The organism is Geodermatophilus pulveris, assembly GCF_900188375.1.
Classification (GTDB): Bacteria; Actinomycetota; Actinomycetes; order Mycobacteriales; family Geodermatophilaceae; genus Geodermatophilus; species Geodermatophilus pulveris.
Genome location: NZ_FZOO01000004.1, coordinates 237,540 through 263,399, shown reverse-complemented (window position 1 = coordinate 263,399; position 25,860 = coordinate 237,540). Strand labels below are relative to the sequence as shown.

23 protein-coding genes are annotated in these 25,860 nt (G+C 77.9%); 3 read left to right on the top strand and 20 right to left on the bottom strand.

Going from position 1 to position 25,860, the window contains the following annotated elements:
* Window positions 1–119: 119 nt before the first annotated feature.
* The 18 genes from wag31 to mraZ all read right to left on the bottom strand — a co-directional run bounded on the left by wag31 (window position 120) and on the right by mraZ (window position 19,550).
* On the bottom strand, window positions 120–809 hold the full coding sequence (wag31, locus tag CHB98_RS10445; RefSeq protein ID WP_089305526.1) for a DivIVA-like cell division protein Wag31: 690 nt from the start codon (window positions 807–809) through the stop codon (window positions 120–122).
* A gap of 101 nt (window positions 810–910) precedes the next feature.
* Window positions 911–1,210, bottom strand: a complete 300-nt coding sequence (locus tag CHB98_RS10440; RefSeq protein ID WP_089305525.1) for a YggT family protein — start codon at window positions 1,208–1,210, stop codon at window positions 911–913.
* A gap of 48 nt (window positions 1,211–1,258) precedes the next feature.
* Complete coding sequence (locus CHB98_RS22715; protein ID WP_089305524.1) at window positions 1,259–2,071, bottom strand: cell division protein SepF; 813 nt, start codon at window positions 2,069–2,071, stop codon at window positions 1,259–1,261.
* A 31-nt stretch (window positions 2,072–2,102) separates the two neighbouring features.
* Window positions 2,103–2,843 carry a YggS family pyridoxal phosphate-dependent enzyme gene (locus tag CHB98_RS10430; protein ID WP_089305523.1) on the bottom strand — a complete coding sequence of 247 codons (741 nt, stop codon included), beginning with the start codon at window positions 2,841–2,843 and terminating at the stop codon, window positions 2,103–2,105.
* Between the two features lie 73 nt (window positions 2,844–2,916).
* Entirely contained in the window at window positions 2,917–3,648 is a 732-nt protein-coding gene (pgeF, locus tag CHB98_RS10425) for a peptidoglycan editing factor PgeF (protein WP_089305522.1), read from the bottom strand.
* 36 nt (window positions 3,649–3,684) lie between these two features.
* Complete coding sequence (gene ftsZ / locus CHB98_RS10420) at window positions 3,685–4,944, bottom strand: cell division protein FtsZ (protein WP_089305521.1); 1,260 nt, start codon at window positions 4,942–4,944, stop codon at window positions 3,685–3,687.
* 359 nt (window positions 4,945–5,303) lie between these two features.
* Entirely contained in the window at window positions 5,304–5,888 is a 585-nt protein-coding gene (locus CHB98_RS10415) for a peroxidase-related enzyme (protein WP_089305711.1), read from the bottom strand.
* Window positions 5,889–5,928: 40 nt separating this feature from the next.
* Window positions 5,929–6,741 (bottom strand): cell division protein FtsQ/DivIB, encoded by an 813-nt coding sequence (locus CHB98_RS10410; protein WP_245821059.1) that lies wholly within the window; start codon window positions 6,739–6,741, stop codon window positions 5,929–5,931.
* On the bottom strand, window positions 6,738–8,207 hold the full coding sequence (murC, locus tag CHB98_RS10405) for a UDP-N-acetylmuramate--L-alanine ligase (RefSeq protein WP_089305520.1): 1,470 nt from the start codon (window positions 8,205–8,207) through the stop codon (window positions 6,738–6,740). The genes CHB98_RS10410 and murC overlap by 4 nt, the downstream gene beginning before the upstream one ends.
* Window positions 8,204–9,295, bottom strand: coding sequence for an undecaprenyldiphospho-muramoylpentapeptide beta-N-acetylglucosaminyltransferase (gene murG / locus CHB98_RS10400; RefSeq protein ID WP_089305519.1), 1,092 nt, complete (start codon window positions 9,293–9,295; stop codon window positions 8,204–8,206). The genes murC and murG overlap by 4 nt, the downstream gene beginning before the upstream one ends.
* Before the next feature lie 35 nt (window positions 9,296–9,330).
* Window positions 9,331–10,875, bottom strand: coding sequence for a putative lipid II flippase FtsW (gene ftsW / locus CHB98_RS10395; protein ID WP_245821058.1), 1,545 nt, complete (start codon window positions 10,873–10,875; stop codon window positions 9,331–9,333).
* A gap of 134 nt (window positions 10,876–11,009) precedes the next feature.
* Window positions 11,010–12,089 (bottom strand): phospho-N-acetylmuramoyl-pentapeptide-transferase, encoded by a 1,080-nt coding sequence (gene mraY / locus CHB98_RS10390; protein WP_089305518.1) that lies wholly within the window; start codon window positions 12,087–12,089, stop codon window positions 11,010–11,012.
* Window positions 12,086–13,465, bottom strand: a complete 1,380-nt coding sequence (locus CHB98_RS10385; protein WP_281251853.1) for a UDP-N-acetylmuramoyl-tripeptide--D-alanyl-D-alanine ligase — start codon at window positions 13,463–13,465, stop codon at window positions 12,086–12,088. The genes mraY and CHB98_RS10385 overlap by 4 nt, the downstream gene beginning before the upstream one ends.
* Before the next feature lie 16 nt (window positions 13,466–13,481).
* On the bottom strand, window positions 13,482–15,050 hold the full coding sequence (locus CHB98_RS10380) for a UDP-N-acetylmuramoyl-L-alanyl-D-glutamate--2,6-diaminopimelate ligase (protein WP_089305516.1): 1,569 nt from the start codon (window positions 15,048–15,050) through the stop codon (window positions 13,482–13,484).
* Window positions 15,051–15,156: 106 nt separating this feature from the next.
* Entirely contained in the window at window positions 15,157–16,977 is a 1,821-nt protein-coding gene (locus CHB98_RS10375) for a peptidoglycan D,D-transpeptidase FtsI family protein (RefSeq protein WP_089305515.1), read from the bottom strand.
* Window positions 16,974–17,651: a cell division protein FtsL gene (gene ftsL, locus CHB98_RS10370; protein WP_089305514.1), complete on the bottom strand. Its 678-nt coding sequence runs from the start codon at window positions 17,649–17,651 to the stop codon at window positions 16,974–16,976. Before ftsL ends, CHB98_RS10375 begins: the two co-directional genes overlap by 4 nt.
* On the bottom strand, window positions 17,648–18,619 hold the full coding sequence (rsmH, locus tag CHB98_RS10365) for a 16S rRNA (cytosine(1402)-N(4))-methyltransferase RsmH (RefSeq protein ID WP_143425053.1): 972 nt from the start codon (window positions 18,617–18,619) through the stop codon (window positions 17,648–17,650). The genes ftsL and rsmH overlap by 4 nt, the downstream gene beginning before the upstream one ends.
* 496 nt (window positions 18,620–19,115) lie before the next feature.
* Entirely contained in the window at window positions 19,116–19,550 is a 435-nt protein-coding gene (mraZ, locus tag CHB98_RS10360; protein WP_089305513.1) for a division/cell wall cluster transcriptional repressor MraZ, read from the bottom strand.
* 528 nt (window positions 19,551–20,078) lie between these two features.
* Between mraZ and CHB98_RS10355 the strand changes: the two genes are divergently transcribed.
* From CHB98_RS10355 to CHB98_RS10345, 3 genes are read left to right on the top strand one after another with little or no spacing between them, the layout of a single operon-like run.
* A complete protein-coding gene (locus tag CHB98_RS10355) occupies window positions 20,079–21,071 on the top strand; it encodes an AAA family ATPase (protein WP_089305512.1) in 993 nt (330 codons plus the stop codon).
* 1 nt (window position 21,072) lies between these two features.
* A complete protein-coding gene (locus CHB98_RS10350) occupies window positions 21,073–22,428 on the top strand; it encodes a DUF58 domain-containing protein (protein ID WP_089305511.1) in 1,356 nt (451 codons plus the stop codon).
* Complete coding sequence (locus CHB98_RS10345; protein WP_089305510.1) at window positions 22,425–24,824, top strand: transglutaminase TgpA family protein; 2,400 nt, start codon at window positions 22,425–22,427, stop codon at window positions 24,822–24,824. The genes CHB98_RS10350 and CHB98_RS10345 overlap by 4 nt, the downstream gene beginning before the upstream one ends.
* A gap of 62 nt (window positions 24,825–24,886) precedes the next feature.
* Here CHB98_RS10345 and CHB98_RS10340 read toward each other — a convergent pair whose 3' ends face one another.
* Both CHB98_RS10340 and CHB98_RS10335 read right to left on the bottom strand, forming a co-directional pair.
* A complete protein-coding gene (locus tag CHB98_RS10340) occupies window positions 24,887–25,225 on the bottom strand; it encodes a DUF2750 domain-containing protein (protein WP_089305509.1) in 339 nt (112 codons plus the stop codon).
* Between the two features lie 80 nt (window positions 25,226–25,305).
* Complete coding sequence (locus tag CHB98_RS10335; RefSeq protein ID WP_089305707.1) at window positions 25,306–25,716, bottom strand: DUF3040 domain-containing protein; 411 nt, start codon at window positions 25,714–25,716, stop codon at window positions 25,306–25,308.
* Between the last annotated feature and the right edge of the window lie 144 nt (window positions 25,717–25,860).

Below are 25,860 nucleotides of genomic sequence, written 5' to 3'. Positions count from 1 at the left end.
CGAACTGTAGCCGGGGCCACAGCGTCCCCCGTGCCGCTGACACGGCGAGGTGCTGGAACGGCCCCGGGTCAGGGTCCCGTCCCGAGCCTGCGAGGGACGGGGGGACGCGGGGCCCTTCCTCAGGCGCTGGCGTGCTGCCGGCTGTTGGAGGCCGGCTCCGCCGAGCCGCGGCTGTCCAGGTCGCGCAGGTGGGACTCCAGGTAGGAGCGCAGCCGGGTGCGGTACTCCCGCTCGAAGGTGCGCAGCTCCTCGATCTTGCGCTCCAGGCTGGTGCGCTTCTCCTCCAGCGGGCCCATGACCTCGGCCTGCCGGCGCTCGGCGTCCTGGCTGATCGCGGCGGCCTTGGCGCGGGCCTCGCGCTCCATCGTCTCCGCGCGGGTGCGGGCGTCGCCGACCATCGACTCGGCGCGCGTCTTGGCCTCGCTGACCAGCTGCTCGCTGCGGGCGCGGGCCTCGCCGACCACCTGGTCGGCCTGCGCCTTGGCCTCGCTGACGTACTTGTCGGCGGTCTCGGTGGCCAGCGCGAGCATCCGCGAGGCCCGGATGCTGTCGTCCTCGCGCGCGGGGGCCGGCGGGGGCGGCGGCGCCGCGACGGGCGCGGGCGCGGGGGGCTCGGGCGCCTCGACGGCGCGGGCGGTGCGGCCGGTCACGGAGCCGGCGCGCAGCTCGTTGTTCTCCTCGATCAGCCGGGCCAGCTCGGCCTCCACCACGTCGAGGAAGGCGTCCACCTCGTCCTCGTCGTAGCCGCGCTTGCCGATCGGTGGCTTCTTGAAGACGACGTTGTGCACGTCGGCAGGCGTGAGTGGCATCGACTTCACCTCAGGTCGGGCAGCGGGGACAGGGACGACGTCGAGCGAGCGGCGGGCGGCCCCCGCGGGCCGCCGGTGTCACCGGCCCGGGGGGTCGGCGGTCACACGGAGGCGCGCGCGAGGCTGTCCACGATGCCACGCAGGATGTACACGGCGATCAAGAGCACCATAAACGCGAGGTCCAGCCGGATCGACCCCAGGTTGAGCGGGGGGATCACCTTGCGGATCGCCTTGAGCGGCGGGTCCGTCGTGGCGTACACGACCTCGAGACCGGCGGCCACCAGGCCGGACGGGCGCCAGCTGCGGGCCAGCACCATCACCCAGTCGACGACGAAGCGCGCGAAGAGCAGGACCAGGAAGACGAGCAGGACCGACGAGACGATGTTCCAGAAGAGAGCCACGGTCCTCGCTCGTCCAGGGGCACCCGCTGGTGCCGGTCGGTGCTGCCGTCAGGCCTCGGCGGTGTGCGGGAAGCCGCCCTCGCGGATCTTCGCCTTGTCCTCGGCCGTCACGTCGACGTCCCGCGGGCTGAGCAGGAACACCTTGTTCGTGACGCGCTCGATGCTACCGCGCAGGCCGAACGACAGGCCCGCGGCGAAGTCGACGAGCCGCTTGGCGTCCGCGTCGTCCATCTCGGTGAGGTTCATGATCACCGGCTTGCCGTCGCGGAAGCTCTCGCCGATCTGGCGGGCCTCGTTGTACGTGCGGGGGTGCAGCGTGGTGATCCGGTAGGGCTGCGGCGCCGGGGCGGGCTCGGGGGCCGGGGCGGGCTCGGCGGCGACCGGCTCGCGGACGGCGAGGCCGGCGGCGCCCACCGGGCCGGAGACGGCGGTCGCCTGGCTGGGCACCGACGCGCCGCCGGACAGCCCGCCCAGGCGGGTGGCGCCGCCGGGGGCCGGGGCCAGGCCCAGGCCGCGGGCAGCCCCGGGACGGCGGGGCAGGGCCAGGGGCTCGGGATCCGGGGCCGGCGGGAGGTCGGTGTCGACGTCGGCGAAGCGGGCGTCGACCCGGTAGTCGGGGTCGCGGTAGCCCTCCGACCGGTAGTCCGCCGGCTCGTAGCGGTCGCCGCCGTCGTAGCGGTCGGCGGCCTCGTAGCGCTCGGGGTAGCCGTCCTCGGACGCGTACCGGGGGTACCGGCGGTCCTCGCGGCGGTCGTAGTGGTCGGCGTCCCCGGGAAGGGCGTCGTACCGGCCGTAGGCCCGGGCGTCGTCGTCCTCCACCAGTCCGAGGTAGATGCCCATCTTGCGCATGGCTCCGGCCATCAGCCCGCCCCTCTGTCATCCGCGCGCGTGCTCACCCGGGCTGCTGGGACCCGTGTGACTGGTGTGACTCGTCCTCCGGGGAGGGTAGGGGGCGCGCCCCGAAGAGCGCGGTTCCGACACGCAGCAGGGTGCTGCCGGCGGCGACCGCCTCCTCCAGGTCGGCGCTCATGCCCGCGGAGAGGTCGACGGCCCCGGGGTGGTCGGCGCGCACCCGCTCGGCCAGCCCGGCGAGCCGGGCGAAGGCCGGCCCGGGTGCCGCGCCGCGCGGGGCGACCGCCATGAGCCCGCGCAGGACGAGGCCCTCGGTGGCGGCGACGGCGTCGGCCAGCGCCGGCACCTCCGCGGGGTCGGCGCCGCCGCGCTCGGCCAGCTCCCCCTCCGGCCCGCCGAGGTCGACCTGCAGGAACACCTCGACCGGGCGCCCGGCCGCCACGCCCGCGCGGCCGAGGGCGCGGGCCAGGGAGAGCCGGTCGACCGAGTGCACCACGGCGCCGAGGCGGGCGACCGCGGCGGCCTTGTTGCGCTGCAGCTGGCCGACGAAGTGCCAGCGCAGCGGCAGGCCGGCGAGCTCCGCGGCCTTGCCGGCCAGCTCCTGGGCGCGGTTCTCCCCGAAGTCGGCCTGGCCGAGCGCGGCGAGCTCCCGGACTGCGGCGGCCGGCCAGGTCTTGCTCACCGCGAGCAGGGTGACCGTCGCGGGGTCGCGGCCGGCGGCGCGGGCGGCGGCGTCGATGCGGGCGCGGAGTGCCTGCAGGCGGTCGGCCGGGGAGGTCACGGCGCCATGCTGGAACGGCCCTCGCGCAGGGGCCCGCCCCGAGCGTAGCGAGGGGTGGGGGGCGGGAGGGTCCTCATCCCAGCCAGACCACGCCGGCCTGGCGCCCGGTCACGCCGTCGCGGCGGTGGGAGAACAGCCGGCGGTCCTCGACGGTGCAGCGGGGGTCGTGCACGACCTGGCCGACGCCGGCGCCCCGGAGCAGCGCGTCCAGCCCGGCGCGCAGGTCCAGCCCCGCGGTGCCCCGCCGGGTGCGCACGGCCGCGGCCGGCGCCACCCGCGCCACCTCGGCCTGCATGGCCCGCGGCACCTCGTAGCAGGCGCCGCACACGGCCGGGCCGAGCAGCGCGGTCACGTCGGCCGGGCGGCTGCCCAGCCGGGCCATGGCGGCCAGCGTGGCGGGGACGACGCCGGCCCGCACGCCCTCCCGTCCGGCGTGCACCGCGGCCACCACGCCGGCGGCCGGGTCGGCCAGCAGCACCGGCACGCAGTCGGCGACGAGCACGCACAGCACCAGGCCCGGCGTCCGGGTGACCACCGCGTCGGTGGCGGGAAGCGGGCCGTCGGCCGGCCCGTCGACGACGGCGACCCGCGTGCCGTGCACCTGGTCCATCCAGACCAGCCGCTCGCCGGGGACGCCGAGCTCGCCGGCGAGCCGCCCGCGGTTGGCGCCCACCGCGGCGGGGTCGTCGCCGACGTGGCCGCCGAGGTTGAACGAGTCGTAGGGCGGCACGGACCCACCGCCCCGCCGGTCGGTGACGACCCTCCGGGGTCGCACCGCCGACGGGGCGGTGGGGACGGGGTTCACGGTGACGACGCTACCCGCGGCGGCACGGGGGTCCTCCTACTGGCGGAGGAACTCCGGGATGTCGAGCTCCTCCTCGAAGTCCTCGTCGGACAGCGGGCGGCGGCCACCACCGGTGCCCGGCGTGGCGCCCTGGACCGGCGGCAGGGGCGGGACGGTGATGCCCCCGCCCGTGCCGGGCCGGCCGGGCAGCTGGGAGGCCGGCGGCGGTGCCTGCTGCGCCTGCGGGGAGGGCGCCGGGGCGGCCATCCGCTGCCCCGCCGGCGCGGTGGGCGGGTGCACCGGCATGCGCGAGGGCGCCGGGGGGGCGGCCGGGACCGCGGCGATCCCGGCGTCCTTGCGGCCGCTGGGCCGCCCGCCGTCGAACCCGGCGGCGATGACGGTGACCCGCACCTCGTCGCCGAGGGCGTCGTCGATGACCGCACCGAAGATGATGTTGGCGTCGGCGTGCGCGGCGTCGGACACCAGCGAGGCAGCCTCGTTGATCTCGAACAGGCCGAGGTCGGACCCGCCGGAGATCGACAGCAGCACGCCGTGGGCACCCTCCATCGAGGCCTCGAGCAGGGGTGAGGCGATGGCCTGCTCGGCGGCCAGCAGCGCCCGGTTGTCCCCGCGCGCGCTGCCGATGCCCATCAGCGCCGACCCCGCACCCGACATGACCGACTTGACGTCGGCGAAGTCCAGGTTGATCAGGCCCGGGGTGGTGATCAGGTCGGTGATGCCCTGGACGCCGGAGAGCAGCACCTGGTCGGCGGTGCGGAAGGCGTCCATGACGCTGACGTTGCGGTCACCGAGCTGCAGCAGCCGGTCGTTGGGGATCACGATGAGCGTGTCGCACTCGTTGCGCAGCTCCTCGATCCCGGACTCGGCCTGCACCGCGCGCCGCTTGCCCTCGAAGGAGAACGGGCGGGTGACGACGCCGATGGTGAGCGCGCCGAGCTTGCGGGCGATCGAGGCGACGACGGGCGCGCCGCCGGTGCCGGTGCCGCCGCCCTCGCCGGCGGTCACGAAGACCATGTCGGCGCCCTTGAGCACCTCCTCGATCTCCTCGCGGTGGTCCTCGGCGGCCTGCCGGCCGACGTCGGGCTGCGCGCCGGCGCCGAGGCCCCGGGTGAGCTCGCGGCCGACGTCGAGCTTGACGTCGGCGTCGCTCATCAACAACGCCTGGGCGTCGGTGTTGATGGCGATGAACTCGACGCCCTTGAGGCCGACCTCGATCATCCGGTTGACCGCGTTCACCCCGCCGCCGCCGATGCCGACGACCTTGATGACCGCGAGGTAGTTGTGCGGAGGTGTCATGTGGGGCTCCCGACCTCGACCCTCATCCTGAACTGGAGCTTTACGGTTATGTCAACTAGGTCGACGCGCACGAAGTTAGGTGCGCCTCGACGGGCCCTACAAGCACCCTCCCCGGACCGGCGTGTCGCCTTGCCGCCACCCCACCGTCCCCGCGCGACACAGGGGTCACGCGGGCTCCACCGTGCGTGACGACCCGCGCCGCCGGGGACCTCGAGTGCAGGTCGAGGCCGCGGACACGCCCGCGACGGGAACCCGGTGAAGTCGTCTGCACCACCGGGCGTGTCGCGGCGCCGCGCGTGTCGCCGCGGCCGCCGTCGGACACGGCGCGCGACCGCCCGGCGACCCGGCGCGGTCCCCGGCTAGCGGCGCGGGACGCGGCCCATGAGGAAGAACTCCGCGTTGGGCGGGATGGCCGCCCAGTGCGCCAGCCGGTTGGACAGCGCGAACAGCGAGACGATCGCGCCGACGTCCCACACGTCGTCCTCGGTCAGGCCGTGGCCGCGCAGCCGCTCGAGGTCACCGGCGGTGACCGCCGCCGGGTCCACCGCCAGCCGGACGGCGACGTCGAGGACGGCGTGCAGCCGCTCGGTGACCGGGGCCTTGCGCCAGTCGATCGCCACCTGGTCGGCCAGGTACGGGTCGCGGGCGCGGATGCGGGCGATCGCGCCGTGGGCCACCACGCAGTACAGGCAGTCGTTGGCCGCGCTGGTGGCGACCACGATCAGCTCGCGGTCGGCGGTCGACAGCCCGGGGGTGTCCTTGTCCATGAGCGCGTCGTGCATGGCGAAGAAGGCCGCCGCCTCGGCCGGGCGCCAGGCCAGCGCGGCGAAGACGTTGGGCAGGAAGCCGGCCCGCTCCTCGACCTCGGCGTAGCGCTCGCGCAGCTGCTCGGGCAGCTCCTCGCGCGGGGGGACGGGGAAGCGGCTGACCGGCCCGGTGCTCACCGGCCCACCCTCCCCCGTCCGCTCGACGACGGCCACCCCCTCAGCGGAGGACGACCGCCGAGGGGGTGCTGACGTCGATGGTGTCCGCGGGCTCCAGCGCCCCGGCGCGCAGCCGGCCGAGCAGCGCGACCAGGGTCTCGGCCTTCTCCCCCACCTCGTCGGCGCTGCCCCACAGCACGGTGGTCCCGTCGGCGAGGGTCAGCCGGACGTCCTCCGGGCTGGGCGCGCGGGCGCCGGCCACGTCGGCGCGGACGTCCTCCGGCAGCGCGACCAGGGCGGCCAGCGCGGCGCGGGTGGCGCGGTCCCCCGGCCCGGGGTCGGCCACGTCCAGGGGCACCGCGCCGGCCGGCGGCCGGCCGGTGACGGTGTCGAAGAGGACGCCGTCCCGGTCGACCAGCGAGCGCTCGCCGGCGTCCTCGACCACCGCGACGGGCACCCGCTCGACGACGGTGACGACGACGCTGCGCGGCCAGCCGCGGGTCACCTCCACGCCGGCGACCTGGGGCAGCCGGGCCACCCGGGCCTCGGCCGCGGCCACGTCGACCCGCAGCAGCGGCGTCCCCTCGGTGACGCCCGCGACGTCGACGACCTCGGCGGCGGTGAGCGTGCCGGCGCCGTCGACCCGCACCGCGGCCACGGCGAGCACCGGGCTGCCCCACAGCAGCCACCCGAGCAGGCCGAGCACCGCGACGGCGACGCCCGCGCGGACCAGCAGCCTGCGGCGGCGGTCGCCGGGGCGGGCGGGCCGGCGGTGCGGCCGGCCCGCGGCCGGGCGGCGCGGCGGCCGGGCCTCCGCCCGGGAGGACCCCCCGCCGTGCGAGCGGTCGCTGGTGGTGGTCCCCGAGCGGCTCACCGCGGGGGCCCGCCGAGGTCCGCGCGCCCCGGCGCGAGCCGGGAGCGCAGGGCCTCGAGCACCTCCGGGCCGACCATCGACACGTTGCCGGCGCCCATGGTGACGACCAGGTCGCCGGGGCGCGCCCGCCCGGCCAGCTCGGGGGCGGCGGCCGACCAGGACGGCTCGAAGCGCACCCGCCCGGCCGGCAGCGGGACGGCGTCGGCGACCATCGCGCCGGTGACGCCGGGGACCGGGTCCTCCCGGGCGCCGTAGACGTCCATGACCACGACCTCGTCGGCCAGGGCGAGCGCGGCCCCGAACGCGGTCGCGAACTCCCGGGTGCGGCTGTACAGGTGCGGCTGGAAGGCCACGACCACCCGGCCGGGGCCGGCCACCGCGCGGGCGGCGCGCAGCTGCGCCGCCACCTCGGTCGGGTGGTGGGCGTAGTCGTCGTAGACGCGCACCCCGCCGACGGTGCCCTTGAGCTCGAAGCGCCGGTGCACGCCGCCGAAGCGGCCCAGGCCCGCGACCAGCCCCTCGGCGGGCAGCCCCAGCTCCAGCCCGGCCAGCAGGGCGGCGGCGCTGTTGCGCGCCATGTGCTCGCCGGGCACCCGGATGGCCACCCGGCCGAGCACCGCGCCGTCGAGGACGGCGGTCCAGGCGGTGGTCTCCGCGCCGACCTCGACGTCGACCAGCCGCAGGTCGGCGTCCTCGGCGGTGCCGTAGGTGCGCACGCGGGCCGGGGTCGGCACGCCGCGCAGCCGGGCCGAGCCCGGGTCGTCGGCACACAGGACGGCGAAGCCGGCCGGGTCCAGCGTCTGCAGGAACCGGTCGAAGGCGGCCTCCACCGCGGCGAGGTCGCCGTAGTTGTCCAGGTGGTCGGCCTCGACGTTGGTGACGATCGCGGCGTACGGGTCCAGCAGCAGGAACGACCGGTCGCTCTCGTCGGCCTCCGCGACGAACACGTCGCCGCCGCCGGCGTGCGCGTTGCTGCCGGACTCGTTGAGGTCGCCGCCGATGGCGAAGGAGGGGTCCACGCCGCAGGCCTGCACGGCGACGGTGAGCATCGAGGTGGTCGAGGTCTTCCCGTGCGTGCCGGCCACCGCGACGCTGCGCCGGCCGGCCATCACCGCGGCCAGCGCGACGGCGCGCGGCAGCACCCGCAGGCCGCGCTCGCGGGCGGCGGCCAGCTCGGGATTGTCCTCGCGGATGGCGGTGGAGACCACGACGGTGTCGGCCGCGTCCCCACCGGAGCCGAGGTGCACCGGGTCGTGGCCGAGCTCCACCCGGGCGCCGAGCGCGCGCAGCGCCAGCAGGGTGGGGGTGTCCCGGCGGTCGCTGCCGGAGACCCGCACGCCGCGGGCCAGCAGGATGCGGGCGATGCCGCTCATCCCGGCCCCGCCGATGCCGACGAAGTGCACCGCGCCCAGCTCGGCGAGCTCCGGCACCGGCCCGGTCCACGCGGCGACCGCAGCGGCAGTCATCTCCTCGCCACCTCCAGCACGATGTCGGCCAGCCGCTCGTCGGCGTCCCGGGCGCCGGCGGCCGCGGCGTGCCCGGCGTACCGGGCCAGCACGGCCGGGTCGGTGACCAGGGGGACGACGTGCTCGGCGATCCAGGACGGCGTCAGGTCGGCGTCCTCGACCAGCATGCCTCCCCCGGCCTCGACCACGGGCAGCGCGTTGCGCCGCTGCTCGCCGTTGCCGATGGGCAGCGGCACGAACACCGCCGGCAGCCCGACCGCGGACAGCTCGGCCACGGTGACCGCGCCGGACCGGCACAGCGCGAGGTCCGCGGCGGCGTAGGCGAGGTCCATCCGCTCCAGGTAGTCGACGACGACGTAGGGCGCCTGCCCGGGCGCCCGCGCCGGCACGGTGACGTCGGTGTTCCTCGGGCCGCGGGCGTGCAGCACCTGCACCCCGGCGGCGGTGAGCGCGTCGGCGGCCCCGGCGGCCGACCGGTTGAGCGAGGCCGCCCCCTGGGAGCCGCCGAAGACCAGCAGCGTCGGGCGGCCGGCGTCCAGGCCGAAGGCGGCGCGGGCCTCGGCGCGGCGGGCGGAGCGGTCCAGGGTGCTGATCGCCGTCCGCAGGGGCATGCCGACGTGCTCGGCGCCGTGCAGCGGGGTGCCGGGGGCGGTGACGGCCACCCGCGCGGCGAGCCGGGCGCCGACCCGGTTGGCCAGGCCGGGCAGCGCGTTCTGCTCGTGCACCACCACCGGTGTCCGCTCGCGGCGGGCGGCCAGGTACGCCGGCAGCGCCACGTACCCGCCGAAGCCGACGACGACGTCGGCGGCCAGCTCGCGCAGCAGCGCGCGGGTCTCCGCGACCGCGCCCAGCACCCGGCGGGGCACCCGCAGCAGGTCCGGCGTGGGCCGGCGCGGCAGCGGCACCGGCGGGATCAGCCGCAGCTCGTAGCCGCGGGCGGGCACCAGCCGGGTCTCCAGGCCGCGGGCGGTGCCCAGGCAGGTGACCCGCGGGGCCGGGTCGCGCCGCCGCAGCGCGTCGGCCAGCGCCAGCATCGGCTCGATGTGCCCGCCGGTGCCGCCGCCGGCCAGCACCACGCTCGGGCCCACCGTGCTCCCCTGTCCGCTCCCGCGGGGCGGCCCGCTCACCGCGGCCGCCGGGGTTGCTCGGGCGCGGACGCGCGGGCCCGGGGCGGCGGCTGGCGGCGCGCCTCGGGCACCCGGCCGCGGCCGTCCGGCGTCCGCCGCTCGCGGGCCGCGGGCCGCTCGCGCGGGACGCGCTCCCCCGGCGGGACCGGGACGACGCGGGCGACGGTGCGCGCGCCGGAGCCCGCGGCGCGCGGGGCGGGCGGGCCGCCGTCCGGGCCGGGGTGCCCGGCGCCCCGGCCGGCCCGCTCGGGGCGGCGGGGGCGGCGCGGGTGCAGCGGCGCGACGGCCCGCTCGGGCACCGGCAGCACCCAGCGCGACAGCCGCCCGCGGTCGGTGCGGCGCAGGTGCTCGACGGCCTCGGGCTCGGAGCGGGCGAAGCGGATCAGCAGGCCGACGATGAACAGGGTGAGCACCAGGGAGGTGCCGCCGGCGGACACCAGCGGCAGCGTGAGGCCGGTGACCGGCAGCAGACCCACCACGTAGCCCATGTTCAGGGCCGCCTGCCCGACCAGCCACACGGTGATCGCCACGCAGGCCAGCTGGACGAAGCGGTCGGCCGAGCGGCGGGCGATGCGGAAGCCGGCCCAGGCCAGCACCCCGTAGAGGGCGACGACGACCAGGCAGCCGAGGAAGCCGAGCTCCTCGCCGATGATCGCGAAGATGTAGTCCGACTCCGCCTCGGGCAGCAGGTTCCACTTCATCGCGCTGTTGCCCAGCCCCACGCCCCACAGCCCGCCGGTGGCCAGCGCGTAGAAGCCGCGGATGGCCTGGAAGCCGGCGTTGGACGGGTCGGCGAACGGGTCGAGGAAGGAGGTGACCCGCTCCAGCCGGTAGCTCGCGCCGGCGACCATGACCGCCAGGAGGGCGGCGCCGGCGACGGCGAAGCAGGCGAACCAGCGCAGCGGCAGGCCGCCGGCCCACAGCAGGCCGACCAGCACCAGACCGAGGCTGACGATGCCGCCGAAGTCCGGTTCGCGGTAGAGCAGGAAGGACAGTGCGGCGAAGACCGGCAGCAGCGGGACCAGCAGCGTCCGGACGGTGAGGAACCGCTCCCGCGTGGCCAGGACGTGGGCGCCCCACAGCGCGAAGACGAGCTTGGCCGTCTCCGAGGGCTGGAAGGTGGTGAAGCCCAGGTCGATCCAGGCCCGGGAGCCGTTGAGCCGCAGCCCGATCCCCGGGACCAGCACGAGGACCAGCAGCACCGCCGCGACGACCAGGCCGAGCGTCGCCCACCGCCGGATGAACCGCACCGGCAGCCGCACCGCCACCAGCGCCGCGCCCAGGCCGAGGACGGCGAAGACGACCTGCTCCACGCCGGGCCGCCAGGCGGGCTGGTCGTCGAGCGCGGCCTCGATCGCCGAGGCGGAGAAGACCATGACCAGGCCGATCGCCAGCAGCATGCCCGCCGCCCCGAGCACCAGCTGGCAGCTGGTCATGGGCCCGTCCAGCCAGGGCGGCAGCACGAACCGGCGCGCCGGCGGCCGGCCGGCCGGCACGGGCCGGCGCCGGCCGGGGGCGGGGGGCGCGCCGGTGGACTCCACCGGGCCATCGTTCCCGCTGGCCGCGATCTCCCGGCGCACCGCCTGGGCGTGTCGCAGTGGTGAGGTGCTGGAACGGCCGCCCTCCAGGGGCCCGCGCCGAGCGTGCGAGGCGTGGGGGGCAGGGTGGTCCTTCTTCACAGGCCGGTGAAGGCGAGCCAGTCGGCGTAGAACAGCCCGAGCCCGAAGGCGACCGACATCCCCGTCACCAGCCAGAAGCGGACGATCACGGTGTTCTCCGTCCAGCCGGCCAGCTCGAAGTGGTGGTGCAGCGGCGCCATCCGGAACACCCGGCGGCGGGTGGCCCGGAAGAAGGCCACCTGGATGACCACCGACAGCGTGACCGCGACGAACAGCCCGCCCAGGACGACCAGCAGCAGCTCGGTGCGGGTGACCACGGCCAGCCCGGCCAGCAGCCCGCCGAGGGCCAGCGAGCCGGTGTCGCCCATGAAGATCCGCGCCGGGCTGGTGTTCCACCAGAGGAAGCCCAGGCAGGCGCCCAGGCCGGCAGCGGCGACCAGGGTGATGTCCAGCGGGTCGCGGACGGTGTAGCAGCCGACGATCGGCTCGCTGGTGCAGTCGTGGGTGAACTGCCAGAACGAGATGATCGTGTAGGCCCCGCAGACCATCGCCGAGCAGCCGGCGGCCAGCCCGTCCAGCCCGTCGGTCAGGTTGACCGCGTTGGAGAACCCGGCGATGAACAGGTAGGCCAGGAGCACGAAGCCGACCGTGCCGAGGGCCAGCGGCTCCATGTCGCGGACGTAGGAGACGAACGTCGACGCCGGGGTGAGGCCCGCCTCGTCGGGGAAGTTCAGCGCCAGCACGGCGAAGGCCACCCCGACGACCAGCTGGCCGACCAGCTTGGAGGTCTTGTTCAGGCCCAGGCTGCGCCGGAAGCGGATCTTGAGGTAGTCGTCGAGGAACCCGACGGTGCCCAGGCCCACCATGAGGAACAGCACGAGCAGGCCGCTGGCCGACGGGCCCCGGCCGGGCTGGTCGAGCAGGAACAGGTGGGCCATCAGGTAGCCGCCCACGGTGGCCGCGACGATCACCGTGCCGCCCATGGTGGGCGTGCCCTTCTTCGCCAGGTGGCTCTCCGGGCCGTCGTCCCGGATCTCCTGGCCGAAGCCCTTGCGGCGGAACAGGTGGACGGCGACCGGCGTGGCCAGGATGGAGATGACCAGGCCGAACGCGGCCGCGACGAGGATGGACCTCACGCGCCTGCCCCGGCGGCCAGCAGGTCGGCCGCGAGCAGCTCCAGCCCGTAGGACCGGCTGGCCTTGACCAGCACGACGTCACCGGGCACCAGCACCTCCGTCAGCAGCTCGCGGGCGGCGGCCCGGTCGGGCACGCGGACCGCCCGGGCCGGGGTCGCCCCGGCGGCGGCGGCGCCCGCGGCTATCCCTACCGCATCGGCGCCGACGGCCACGACCAGGTCCACCCCGGCGGCCACGGCGTCCCGGCCCAGGCGCTCGTGCTCCCCGGCGGCGCCGGGGCCGAGCTCGGCCATGGCGCCGAGGACCGCCACCCGGCGGCGCGCGGGCAGCCCGGCCAGGGCGGCCAGCGCGGCCCGCATCGACTCCGGGTTGGCGTTGTAGGCGTCGTTGACCACGGTGACGCCGTCCTCCCGGCGGGTCACCTCCATCCGCCAGCGGCTGCGCGGCTCGGCGGCCGACAGCGCGGCGGCGACCGCGTCCGGCGCCATGCCGGCGGCCAGCGCGGCGCCGGCGGCCGACAGCGCGTTGGCGACCTGGTGCTCCCCGACGACCCGCAGCCGCACCGGCGCGCGGCTGCCGCCGGTGACCAGGGTGAAGGCGGCCCGCCCGGTGTCGTCGAGGGCGACGTCCTCGGCGCGGACGTCGGCGCCCCCCGCGCGGCCGGTGGTCAGCACCCGGGCGCGGGTGCGCGGCGCCATGCCGACCACGCGGGGGTCGTCGGCGTTGAGGACGGCGGTGCCGGACTCCGGCAGCGCCTCCACCAGCTCGCCCTTGGCCACGGCGATCCCGTCGGCCGAGCCGAACTCGCCCAGGTGCGCGGAGCCGACGTTGAGGACGACGCCGACGTCGGGCCGGGCCACCCGGCACAGGCGGGCGATGTGCCCGCGGCCGCGGGAGCCCATCTCCAGCACCAGGAAGCGGGTGCCCGCGTCGGCGTCGAGCACGGTCAGCGGCAGGCCGATCTCGTTGTTGTAGGAGCCCGGCGGGCTGACCGTGGCGCCGGCGCTGGCCAGCACCTGGCCGAGCAGGTCCTTGGTGCTGGTCTTGCCCGACGAGCCGGTGATGCCCAGCGTGGTGAGCCCGCCCGCGGCCAGCCGGGCGTGCACGGCGGCGGCCAGCCGGCCGAGGGCGGCCACCGGGTCGTCGACGACGACGCACGGCAGGGCGCCGTCCGGGCGGGTGGCGAGGGCGGCGACCGCGCCGGCGGCCGCGGCGGCGGGCAGGAAGTCGTGCCCGTCGACCCGCTCGCCGGGCAGCGCGACGAACAGGTCGCCGGGGGCCACGGTGCGGGAGTCGGCGGTGACCCGGCCGGTGACGGTGCCGTCGGCGGCGGCCGGCTCGCCGCCCACCGCCTCGGCCACCTCGGCGAGGCTCATCGGGATCACGGCAGCATCACGGCGGGGGCTCCACTCCGGCCGGCGCGAGCCGCGCCAGGGCCTCGCGCAGCACGGCGCGGTCGTCGAACGGGTGCAGGGTGCCGGCCACCTCCTGGCCGGTCTCGTGGCCCTTGCCGGCCACGAGGACGGCGTCGCCGGGCCGGGCGGCGGCGACGGCGGCGGCGATCGCCGCGCGGCGGTCGCCGATCTCGCGCACGTCACCGCGCCGGTCGGCCGGGACGCCGGCGACCACCGCAGCGCGGATGGCGGCGGGGTCCTCCGAGCGGGGGTTGTCGTCGGTGACGACCAGCAGGTCGCTGCCCCGCGCGGCGGCCTCGCCCATCGTCGCCCGCTTGCCGGGGTCGCGGTCGCCGCCGCAGCCGAGCACGGTGAGCACCCGGCCGGCGGTGTCGGCGCGCAGCGCGGCCAGCGCGGTGGCGACCGCGTCGGGGGTGTGCGCGTAGTCGACGACGGCGACGAAGGGCTGCCCGGCGTCCACCGGCTCCATGCGGCCGGGCACCACGGTCTGCGCGATGCCGGCCAGCGCGGTGGGCACCGGCACGCCGACGGCGTCGAGCAGCGCGACCGCGAGGACGGCGTTGGCCACGTTGAACCCGCCGGGCAGCCGCACCGTGGCCGGCCAGGTCCGCCCGCCGGGGCCGTGCAGGGTGAACGCCGTCCCGCCGCCGGGGGCGGGGGCGAGGCCGGTGGCCCGCCAGTCGGCGTCCGCGCCCCGGCTGGAGACGGTGACCGCCCGGCGGCCGGCGAGCATCCCGGTCAGCCGCCGCCCGTACGGGTCGTCGACGTCGACGACCTCGACGGCGGCCCGGCCGTCGAACAGCCGGGCCTTGGCGCGGAAGTAGTCCTCCAGGTCGCGGTGGAAGTCCAGGTGGTCGCGGCCGAGGTTGGTGAAGCCGGCGGCGGCGAACCGGATGCCGCCGACGCGGCCCAGCACCAGCGCGTGGCTGGACACCTCCATGACGACGGTCTGCACCCCCGCGTCGGCCATCCGGGCCAGCAGCGCGTGCAGGGCGGGCGCCTCCGGCGTCGTGCGGACGCTGGGCAGGGCGGTGACCGTCGGCGTCCCGTCGGGGGCCACGCCGCGGGTGCGGGTCTCCACGGTGCCCACCAGGCCGGAGGCCCGGCCGGCGGCGGCCAGGCCGGCCTCGACCAGGTAGCTGGTCGTCGTCTTGCCGTTGGTGCCGGTGATCCCGACGACCTGCACCCGCCGGGCGGGCTCGCCGTACACGCGGGCGGCGACCGGGCCGAGCAGCGCGCGGGGGTCGTCGGCGAGGCACACCGGCAGGCCGGTGGCGGCGGCGTCCACCCGGCCGCCCGGGTCGGTGAGGACGGCGACGGCCCCGCGCGCGGCGGCGTCGCCGGCGTGGCGGGCGCCGTGGGTGCGCGCGCCGGGCAGGGCGGCGTACAGGTCGCCGGGGCGGACCTCGGCCGAGGCCAGGGTCACGCCGGTGACGGCGGTGCCGGGGTCGCCCTGGACGGGCGTGCCGAGCAGGTCGGCGAGGTCGGCGAGGGTCAGGGAGGTGCGCTCCGGGGGCCGGACCGCCTCCCTCCCGCTCTCGCTCACGGGACTCCAATCTACCGGCGGGCCCGGTCCCACCCGCCCACCCCACGCGGGAGCGCACCGACGCCGTCCGACGACCTGCCGAGCCGGTCGGCGGGGACCGGCGCGCTCAGCGCTCCTTGCCGGTGAGCCGGAAGTCCGGCCGGGGCGTCCCCGAGGGCACGATGCCGTCGGCGGTGAGGGCCTGGCGCATCACGTCGGCGAACACCGGGGCGGCGACCTGGCCGCCCTCGGCGTCGCTGGACGGCCGCTCGAGGTCCACGGCCACCACGTACTGCGGGTCGTCGGCCGGGGCGAACCCGACGAACGTCGTCACGTAGCCGCCGCCGGCGTAGCAGTTGCACTCCGGGTTGGCCCGCTGCGCGGTGCCGGTCTTCCCGGCCACCCGAAAGCCCTCGACCTGGGCCAGCGGGGCCGTGCCACCGGGGCCGACGACGGCCTCGAGCATGTAGGCGACGTCGTCAGCGATGGCCTCGCCGATCACCCGGGTGCTCCGCGGGGGCGGCGGGGCCTGGCCGCCGACGGAGGACACGACCCGCGGCTCGACGCGCACCCCGCCGTTGGCGATCGCCTGGTAGACCGACGCCATCTGCAGCGTGGTCACCGACACGCCCTGCCCGATCGGCACGTTGGCCGCCCGGCTCTCCGTCCAGTCGGCGGAGTCCTGCAGGATGCCGGCGCTCTCGCCGGGCAGCTCGATGCCGGTCCGGCTGCCCAGGCCGAAGGCGCGCAGGTACTCCTCGAGCCGCTCGTCGCCGACCTCGCGGGCCAGCATGATCGTCCCGACGTTGCTGGACTTGGCCAGCACCCCGGTGACGGTCCAGTCGATCGGCGCGTGGTCGTGCGCGTCGCGGACGACGACGTCCCCGGCCCGGATGGACCCGGCCACGCTCAGCACGGTGTCCGGCGTGGCCCGCCCCTCCTCCAGCGCCGCGGCCAGGGTGACCGCCTTGAGCACCGAGCCGGGCTCGAAGACGCTGGACACGAGGGGGTTGCCCAGCAGGTCCGGGTCGGTCCGCGAGTAGTTGCCGGGGTCGTAGCCGGGGCAGGAGCCCATGGCGGCGACCTGGCCGGTGCGCACCTCGAGGACGACGGCCGAGGCGCGGGTGGTGGCGCCGTCCTGGCAGGCCTCCTGCAGCCGCTGCTCGGTGACGAACTGCAGGTCGGAGTCCAGCGTCAGCTCGACGGTCCGCCCGTCGACGGCGGGGGTGGACTCGTCGATGCCCGACGGGATCGGATGCCCGCCGCTGCCGACCTCCACCCGCCGCTCCCCCGGCATGCCGGCCAGCTGCTCGTCCATCGTCTGCTCGACGCCGGCCAGCCCGGCACCCTCCCGGCCGACGAAGCCGACGACCTGCCCGGCCACCGACCCCGCCGGGTAGAGCCGCACGGGGTCGTCCTCGGAGAAGATGCCGTCCAGCCCGAGCTCGTCGATGGCGTCGACGGTCTCCGGCCGCACCTGGGAGGCCAGCACGACGTAGCGGCCGTCGGCCGACAGCAGCTCGGTGAGCTCGGAGACCGGGACGTCGAGCAGCGTGGTCAGCGCCAGCGCGGTGCGCGCGGGGTCGGCGACGAGGGTGGGGTCGGCAGTGACGCGGGAGGCCGCGACGGTGTAGGCCAGCGGGTCGCCGTCGCGGTCGACCACCGGGCCGCGCAGCGGGGCGATGTCCTGGACGCGGATGCGGTCCTGCGTGGCGGCCAGCGCGTACTCGCCGCTGTCGACGCCCTGGAGCAGCCACAGCCGGCCGATGATCACCAGCAGCGGGACGACGACGAGCGCCAGGCCGATGCTGAACCGCCGCCGGCTCACCGGCAGCGCCCCGCGCAGCCGGCGGCTGCCCGGCGCGCGGCGGGAGGTGAACGCGCCCGTCCCGCCGCGGCGCGGCGGGGTGCCGCCCAGGGGACGGCGGGGGGAGCCCGGCCCGGTCACCCGGCACCCCCGGCCACCGGCACCTCGGGCACGACGGGGACCGCGGCGTCCCCGGGCAGCCGGGGCGCCTCCTCGGGCTCGGGCGCCTCCGCGGGCACCGCCTCGCCGCGCAGGGTCACCGTGCCGTCCTCCCCGACGACCAGGTAGGCGGCCGGCCCGGCGGGCACCATCCCGGCCTCGCGGGCGGCGGCGGCCAGCTCGGCGGGGGTGCCGCCGGCGATCACCTGCTGCTCCAGCCGCTGCACCTCCTGGGCGCGGTCCTCGTTGGCGGCGGCCAGCTGGGTGGCCTTGAGGGAGTTGACCGCGATGGCGGTGTTGAGGAACAGCAGCCCCAGCGTGGTGGCGAGCAGCAAGGTCACGACCAGCAGCACGAGCCGGGCGCGGGAGTCGCCGACGGCGCTGCGGACGCGGCCGGTGGGCGAGCCGGCCGCCGGCCGGGGCACCGGGCCGGCCGGCGGGACCGGGGACGCCGCGGGGCGGGGCCGCACCGCCCCGGTGCGCACCGGGGCGGTGTGCGAGCGCACCCGCCGGCCGGTCGCGGGGGCGGCCGCCCGCGGGGCGGGCAGCGGCCGCTCACCGGTGGGTGCGGGCCGGGCGGGGGCCGGGGCGGGCCCGGTGCCGCGGCCGGGACGGTCCCCGGGCGGGGGGCCCGCGGCGCGGGCGGCGGCGCTCACGCGGCCCGCCGGATCCGCTCGGCGGCCCGCACGCGGGCCGACGCAGCGCGCGGGTTGGCCGCGACCTCCGCCCCGGACGCCGCCTCGCCGCGGGCGAGCAGCCGCAGCGTCGGGCCGAGGTCGGGCAGGGGCACCGGCAGCTCCGGCGGCGTGCGGTCCACCGCACCGGCCGCGAGGGTCTGCTTGACGATGCGGTCCTCCAGCGAGTGGAAGGTGATGACGGCCAGCCGCCCGCCGACCGCGAGCGCGTCCAGGGCCGCCGGCAGGGCGCGCTCGAGCGCGCCGAGCTCGTCGTTCACCTCGATGCGCAGCGCCTGGAAGGTGCGCTTGGCCGGGTGCCCGCCGGTGCGGCGGGTGGCCGCGGGGATCGCGTCGCGCACCAGGTGCGCCAGCCGCCCGGTGTGCGTGAACGGCGCCCGCTCGCGCTCGCGGACGACGGCCGCGGCGATCCGGGGCGCGAAGCGCTCCTCGCCGTAGACCCGAAGCACGCGGGCCAGGTCGGCGGCGGCGTAGGTGTTGACCACGTCGGCAGCGGTGCGCGGCGCCGACGGGTCCATGCGCATGTCCAGCGGGGCGTCGGTCGCGTAGCTGAAGCCGCGGTCCGGGCGGTCCAGCTGCAGCGAGGACACGCCCAGGTCGAACAGCACGGCCTGCACCTCGGCCAGGCCGAGCCGGTCGAGCACCTCGGGCAGCTCGTCGAAGACGGCCGGGACGACGGTGGCCCGGTCGGCCACCCCGGCGCCCGCCAGCCGGCGGGTCGCCTCGGCGCGGGCGTCGGGGTCGCGGTCCAGGCCGACCAGGCGCAGCCCCGGGTGGGCCCGCAGCAGGGCCAGCGCGTGCCCGGCCAGGCCGAGCGTGGCGTCGACGAGGACGGCGCCGGCCGCCGAGCAGGCGGGGCCGAGCAGCCCGGTGACGCGGTCGAGCAGGACCGGCACGTGCACCGCGGGCGGCGCCGGCTCGGTGCTCATCGTCGGCGGCTCCTGGAGGGCTCGGGGCGCCCGGGGGCGCGGGGGCCCGTCCATGGTGGGGCTGGGCGACGGTCGGCGGGCGGAGGGACGACGGCGTTTCGCCGGTAGCCGGGGGACGCGGCGGGGGCGCCCGGTGCGGGAGGGCGGGCAGGGACGGGCGGGACGGCGGCGGGAGGCCGGGGTCGTGGGGCAGCCGGTGGGGCGGGGTGGGGCCGGTGGGGCGGGGTGGGGTCCCGGCCCGGGCGACGCTGCCCGGCCCGGCCCCGCGGGGTCCGCCTGGCGTCGGGGAAGTACGTCAGGTGGAGCCCCGCGGGGAGGGCGGGCGGGCCCGCGCCGGTGGGGGCCGGTGCGTGCCCGGGGGACGGTGCGTCGCTGCCTCCGGTGCGCCGGGGTCCGAGCCGCGGGGAAGACGACTCGGGCCGGTCCGGTCGAGCCGCGGGGAAGTCGGCTCGCTCGGGAGGGGGCCCGGAGGGGTCGGGGGGACGGGACGTGGGGTTCAGGAGAGGGTGGGCATCCCCTCGCTCTCCATGTCGGCGTAGGCGGCCTCCTGCTCCGCCACGTAGGCGTCCCAGGTGCCGGCGTCCCAGATCTCGAAGCGGGTGTCGACGCCGACGACGACCACGTCGCGGTCCAGGCCGGCGTACTCGCGGAGGTTGGCGGGGATGGTGATGCGGCCGGTCTTGTCCGGCTCGACCTCGACCATCGAGCCGAAGCTCATGCGCGCGCGCATGCGGGCCGCCGCCGTGTCCGACGGGGCCATCGCGGCGGCCGCGGTGCTCTGCTCGGCGACCCGGGCCATGGTGAGGCCGTACACGCAGCGCTCCTGGCCCTTCTTGATCACCATGCCGTCGGCCACCTGCTCGCGGAAGCGGACGGGGAGTGCGAGCCGGCCCTTCTCGTCGAGGCGCAACGGGTAGCTGCCGACGAACACCGGAACACCTCCCCCATCGGTCCTCCTCGCGCTCCCGGGGCGTCCCCGGGACGCGCCCTACCTCCCCACCGGGCCACACAGTAACCCACTACGCCCCACCGAACACCACTCGACACCATGTCGTGACGGGCCCTCGCCACCCCCCCTCGCGCAGGTCAGCGAGCCACCTGCGGGGGCTCTCGCGGGGGTGGGGCGCGGTGGGGCGCCACCCTCCCGGAGCCCCCCTGCGGGCGCCCCCGGCGGGCACCGCCGAGGGGTCCCGGTGGGGTGCCGGTGGGGGCCGCACCGGGGCGGTGGGTGGAGGCGGCGGTGGCGGGGTGCGACGACACGCCCGGACGGCGCCCGGCCACGTACGGTTGGGGGCCGCCGGGTCGCACGGTCGAGGGACCCGCACCCGCCCGCTCGCGGGCGGCGAGGAAGCTGCGTGACCGATGAGGCTCCGTGACCGGGGAGGCTCTGTGACCGGGGAGGCTCCGTGAGCGGGGGTGGCCGGGTGACCGGGGGAGGCTGCGTGACCGAGGAGGCTGCGTGACCGAGGTGACCCGGACCAGCGACGGCACCGGGGACGGCGCGGTCGCCCTGGCCGACGTCGCGGCGGAGGGCGCCCGCATCGCGGCCAACATGGCGCGGGTCGTGCACGGCAAGCCCGAGGTCGTCCACCTCGCGCTGGTCGTGCTGCTCGCCGAGGGCCACCTGCTGATCGAGGACGTGCCCGGCGTCGGCAAGACCACGCTGGCCAAGGCGCTGGCGGCGTCGGTCGACGCCAGCGTGCGGCGCATCCAGTTCACCCCCGACCTGCTGCCCAGCGACGTCACCGGGGTGTCGGTGTACGACCAGGAGACCCGGGAGTTCGAGTTCAAGCCCGGCGCGGTCTTCGCCAACATCGTCGTGGCCGACGAGATCAACCGGGCCTCGCCGAAGACCCAGTCGGCGCTGCTGGAGTGCATGGCCGAGCGGCAGGTCACCGTGGACGGCGTCAGCTACGAGCTGGCCCGCCCCTTCCTGGTGATGGCCACCCAGAACCCGATCGAGATGGAGGGCACCTACCCCCTCCCCGAGGCGCAGCGCGACCGGTTCACCGCCCGGGTGTCGATGGGCTACCCCGACCGCGAGGCCGAGCTGGCCATGCTCGACGACCTGGTGACCACCGACCCGCTGGCCACCCTGACGCCGGCCACGGACGCCGCGGGGGTGCGCGCGCTGGTCGCCGCCGTCGGCCGGCTGCACGTCTCCGAGGCGGTGCGCCGCTACGTGGTGGCGCTGGTCGAGGCCACCCGGCGCTCGGCCGACCTGCGGCTGGGGGCCTCGCCGCGCGCCGGGCTGCAGCTGCTGCGCACCGCGCGGGCCACCGCGGCCCTGGCCGGCCGGGACCACGTCCTCCCCGACGACGTGCAGGCCGTCGCCGTGCCCGTCCTCGCGCACCGCCTGCTGCTCACCCCGGACGCCGCCGCCGCCCGGCGCACCGCCGAGCAGGTGGTCGGCGACCTGCTGAGGACCGTCCCCGTCCCCCGCGGCCGCTGAGGTGGCCGGCCCGGTCGCCACCGCGCTGGCCAGCCTGACGCTGCGCGGCCGCTGCCTGGTCGCCGCGGGGCTCACCCTGCTGCTGCTGGGGGTGCTGCTGGGCGAGACCCCGCTGGTGCAGGTGGCGGTGTTCGTGCTGGCCCTGCCGCTGCTGTCGGCCGTGGCGGTGGCCCGGCACCGCTTCCGGGTCGCCGCCCGGCGCACCGTCACCCCGGCCCGGGTGCCGCGGGGGCGCGACGCGGAGGTGCTGCTGGAGCTGAGCAACGCCGGCCGCGGCACCGGCGGGCTGTGGCTGCTGGCCGAGACGGTGCCGCCGGAGCTCGGCCCGGGCCCGCAGTTCGTCGTCGACCGGCTGCCCGGCGGCCGGGCGGCGGCGCTGCGCTACCGCGTGCACGGCGGGCGCCGCGGCCGCCACCGCCTGGGTCCGCTGCGGCTGCGGCTGGTGGACCCCTTCGGCCTGGTGCTGCGCAGCGTCGTCGGCGCCGACACCGCGAGCCTGGTCGTGGTACCCCGGGTGGTGCCGCTGGGCCCCGGCGGGCCCGGCGGCGGGCACGGCGGTGGCGGGTCGGGCGCCCGCCGGTCGATCGCCGTCCACGGCGAGGACGACGTCAGCACCCGGCCGTACCGGGAGGGCGACGACCTGCGCAAGGTGCACTGGCGGGCGACGGCCCGCTCCGGGGAGCTGATGGTGCGGCTGGAGGAACGGCCGTGGCGGGCCCAGGCGACCCTGCTGCTGGACACCCGCACCCGCGCCCACCTGCTCGCCCGGCCCGCCCCCGCCGACCGCCGGGCCCCCGCCGGCCCCGACGCGCCCCCGCCGGACAGCCTGGAGTGGCTGGTCGAGGCGGCCGCCAGCATCGGCACCGAGCTGGTCGCCCGCGGGGCCACGCTGCGGGTGGTGACCGAGGCCGGTGAGCTGACCGCCGCCCAGGCCGGCGCGGGGCTCGGGCCGGTGGAGCTGCTGGACGTGCTGGCCACGGTGACGCCGTCCCGGCTGGCCGGCCTCGCCCCGGGTCTGGGGGTGCTGTCCCGCGCGGCCGGTGAGGGGCCGGTGGTGGCGCTGCTCGGCGCGGTCGGCCCGGAGGACGCCGCCGAGCTGGCGCGGGTGCGCTCCGGCCCGGCCGCCGACCTCGCCGTCCTCGTCGACGTGGGCAGCTGGGCCGACGCGGACGGGGCCCGCCGGCGGCGGCCGGTCGGGGCCGCCGCGCGCGCGGAGCTGACCCGCCAGCAGGACGCGGCGGCCGACCTGCTGCGCGCGGCCGGCTGGCAGGTCGCCGTCGCCGGCGCCACCGACTCCGTGGCCGACGTCTGGGCCCGGGTGGCCCGGCCCGCCGCCGTCGCGGGCGGCCTGCGGTGAGCGGGGACACCGCCCGCACGCTGCTGCGCGACGCGGGGACGACCGCCGCCGCCGCCGTCGCCACCGCCCTGGGCACGCTCGCACTGGTGCCGGTGTTCACCACCGGCGCCTGGGTGCCCCCGGTGCTGGCCGCCGTCACCGCGGTGGCCGCCGCCGGCCTGCTGCTGCGGGTGGCCGCTGCCGCGCTGGCCGGGGACCGCCCGGCGCCGGACTGGTGGGCCGCGCTGGTCCGCGTCGCGGTGCCCTTCGGCCAGCTCGTCGTGCTGGCCTGCGTGCTGACGGCGCTGTTCGCGCCGGACCGGGCGTGGGGCGGCTGGCTGCCGGTGGACGGCAGCCTCGGCGACCTGGGCGCGGTGCTGGCCGACGGGACCGTGGAGCTGCGCGAGCAGAGCACGCCGGCCCTGCCGCTGACCGGCCTGCTCGCCCTCACCACGCTCATGGCCGGCCTGGTCGCGGTCGCGGTGGACCTGGTGGCCGTCGGGTCGCGGCAGCCGGCGCTGGCCGGGCTGGGCCTGCTGGTCCTCTTCTGCGTCCCGGTGAGCACGGTGATCGGCTCGATCGGCGTGCTGCCGGTCGCCGCGCCGTCGGTCGGGCTGGCGCTGCTGCTGTTCGCCGACCAGCACCGGCAGCTGAGCCGGCGGCTGCAGGAGGGGCGGCGTCCGCTGCTGGGGCCCGGGACGCTCACCGCCGTCCGGACCGGGGCGGCCGCCGTGCTGCTCGGGCTGGTCGTCGGTGCCCTCGTCCCCACGCTGACCGAGGGCGCGCGGCCCTTCGCGTTCGGCCGCGGCGGGGGTGGCGGCTCCACGGGCACCGCGCTGGACCCGGCGGCGGCCCTGCAGGGGCAGCTGACCCTCGACGAACCGGTGGAGCTGCTGCAGCTCGACGCCTCGGTGCCCGACCCCGGCCACCTGCGGGTCGTGGCGCTGGAGGTCTACGACGCGGACGCGGGCTGGACGGTCGGCAACCTCGACGGGCAGGCCGCGGTCGCCGACGAGGCCGAGCTGGCCACCCTGCCCGGCCGGCAGGGCGGCCGGCCGGTGGACGCCCTGGTGACCGCGCTCGGCCACGAGGACCGCTTCCTGCCGCTGCTGTACGCGCCGCAGTCGGTGGACGTGGCCGACCCGGAGCAGTGGCGGTTCGACCCGGCCACCGGCACCGTCTTCGGCCGGGACGTGTCGACGGCGGGGCAGACCTGGTCGGTCGCGGCGGTGGAGCCGCGCCCGACGCCCGAGCAGCTGGCCGCCTCCGGTGAGCTGCCGCCGGAGCTGCCGCTGGTGCAGCGCTACACCGCCCTGCCGCCGCTGGACCCGGCCGTCGAGGAGCTGGTGGGCACGCTGACCGCGGACGCCCGGACGCCGTACGAGCGGGTGCAGGCGGTGTACGGGCACTTCACCGACCCGGCGAACGACTACCGGTACTCCCTGTCCACCGCGCCCGGCACCGGCGGCGACGACCTGGCCGACTTCCTGCGGCTGCGGCAGGGCTACTGCGAGCAGTACGCCGGCGCGATGGCGGCCCTGGTCCGGGCCGCCGGCGTCCCGGCCCGGGTGGTGCTCGGCTACACCCCCGGCACGGCGCAGCCCGACGGCAGCCGGCTGGTCACCAGCAACGACGCGCACGCCTGGGTGGAGGTCTACTTCGACGACCTCGGCTGGGTCCCCTACGACCCCACCCCGATCGACACCGACCGCGCGGTGGAGCTGCCCTGGGCCCCCCGGGCGCCGGACCAGGAGCTCGACCCGCGCACCGACCCGCTGCCCGCGCCGCTGCCCGCGCCGGTGCCCCAGGCCCCGCAGGAGCTGCCCGCCCCGCAGGAGCTGCCCGCCCCGCAGGCCGCACCGCAGCAGGGCGGCACCTGGGTACCGGCGCTGCGCACCGCGGGCACGGTGCTGGCCGTGCTGGCCGTGCTGGCCGTGGCCGCGGTCCCCGCGGGCCTGCGGGTGCTGCAGCGGCGTCGCCGGCTGGCCACCGGCAGCCCCGCCGGGCTGTGGGACGAGCTGGCCGCCACCGCGCTCGACCTCGGCCGGACCGCCGACCCGGCGCGGACGCCGCGGCAGGTGGCCGAGCAGCTGGCCGAGGCGGCCGCGCCCGGCGGCGGGGCGCACCGGCCCCACCGCCGGCCGGCCGCGGAGGCGGGGGTGGCCGGCGCGGTGGCCCGGCTGGCCCGCGCCGAGGAGGCGGCCAGCTACGCCCGGCCCGGCAGCGTGCCCGCCGTCGGCCCGGAGCTGCGGGCCGACCTCGCCACCGCCCGCCGCGGGCTGCTGGCCGCGGCCCCGCGGGGGGCCCGGCTGCGCGCCCTGCTGCTGCCGCCGTCCCTGCTCGCCGGGCTGCGCGCCGGCCTGCCGCGGCCACCCCGCCGCCCCCGCCCGCCCCACCGGACACTGCTGCGCGGCTGAGAGAGGACCCCTTGCCCCCCACCGCTCGCGAGCTCGCGGCGGGGCCCTGCACGGGGGCCAGGTCAGACAGGCCGGTCGAGTTGCAGGCGCAGCAGCCGCTCGGTCAGCTCGGCCAGCGGCACGGTGGCCGGGATCCGGCCGCCCTGCGGGTCCAGGCCCGCCTCCCCGACCCCGGCGGCCACCCACTCCGGGATCGCCTCGAGCAGCGCGTCCACGTCGAGGAACACCGGCCGCTCACCGGGGTCGGCACCGTCGCGCGACTCCGCCTCGGCCTGCCCGGGGTCGGTCCACAGCGGGACGACGTCGTGCCCGTGGCCGTCGGTCCACGGGGCCACGCCGTCCTCGTCGCCCCAGACCCACAGGCCGCCGGCGGCGGCGAGGGCCTCCCACACGTCGATCACGGTGCCTCCCGGGTCGGTCGGTGCCCGGACACGCCGACGGCCGCCGTCCATGGGACGGCGGCCGTCGCGGGTGTACCGGGCTACTGGTCGTAGCGGCGGCGGAAGCGCTCCTCGAGCCGGCTCTTGAGCGGCTGGCGGCGGGCCCTGCTGCTGCCCCCGCGCCCGCCCCGGCCGGGTGCCGAGCCGCCGGCCGGCGCGCCGGGGCCCACCTCGACCACGCCGGTGCCGGAGCGGTAGTTCAGGACGGCGAGCGCCAGCCCGCCGAAGGCGACCAGGAAGCCCAGGACGCCGAGCGGCACGGACGGGATGACCGCTCCACCGATGAGCGCGGCCATCCCGACGACGAACAACAGGAAGCCGAGCTGCAGCTTGCGGCGCGCCTTGCTGCGGCGGTCACCGGTGCGGACAGACGAGGCGAACTTGGGATCGTCGTCGACGAGGGCGCGCTCGATCTGCTCCAGCAGTCGCTGCTCGTGCTCGGAGAGCGGCACGTCGACCTCCACGTGGGCCAAAGGCAGTACCCGACGGCGTACCCGCCGTCGGTGACACCGAGGATACGAGCCCGCCGCGGGGTGCGAAAGGCGAGCCGCGCGCGTCCCGCCGTGATCACCCCCGTGGGTGGCCTCGGGCCTCGG

Excerpts from the sequence above, each read along its gene's own strand:
- wag31 (WP_089305526.1), bottom strand. The coding sequence starts at position 809 with ATGCCACTCACGCCTGCCGACGTGCACAACGTCGTCTTCAAGAAGCCA.
- CHB98_RS22715 (WP_089305524.1), bottom strand. The coding sequence starts at position 2,071 with ATGGCCGGAGCCATGCGCAAGATGGGCATCTACCTCGGACTGGTGGAG.
- ftsZ (WP_089305521.1), bottom strand. The coding sequence starts at position 4,944 with ATGACACCTCCGCACAACTACCTCGCGGTCATCAAGGTCGTCGGCATC.
- murC (WP_089305520.1), bottom strand. The coding sequence starts at position 8,207 with ATGACTGCCGCTGCGGTCGCCGCGTGGACCGGGCCGGTGCCGGAGCTC.
- CHB98_RS10385 (WP_281251853.1), bottom strand. The coding sequence starts at position 13,465 with ATGAGCCTCGCCGAGGTGGCCGAGGCGGTGGGCGGCGAGCCGGCCGCC.
- rsmH (WP_143425053.1), bottom strand. The coding sequence starts at position 18,619 with ATGAGCACCGAGCCGGCGCCGCCCGCGGTGCACGTGCCGGTCCTGCTC.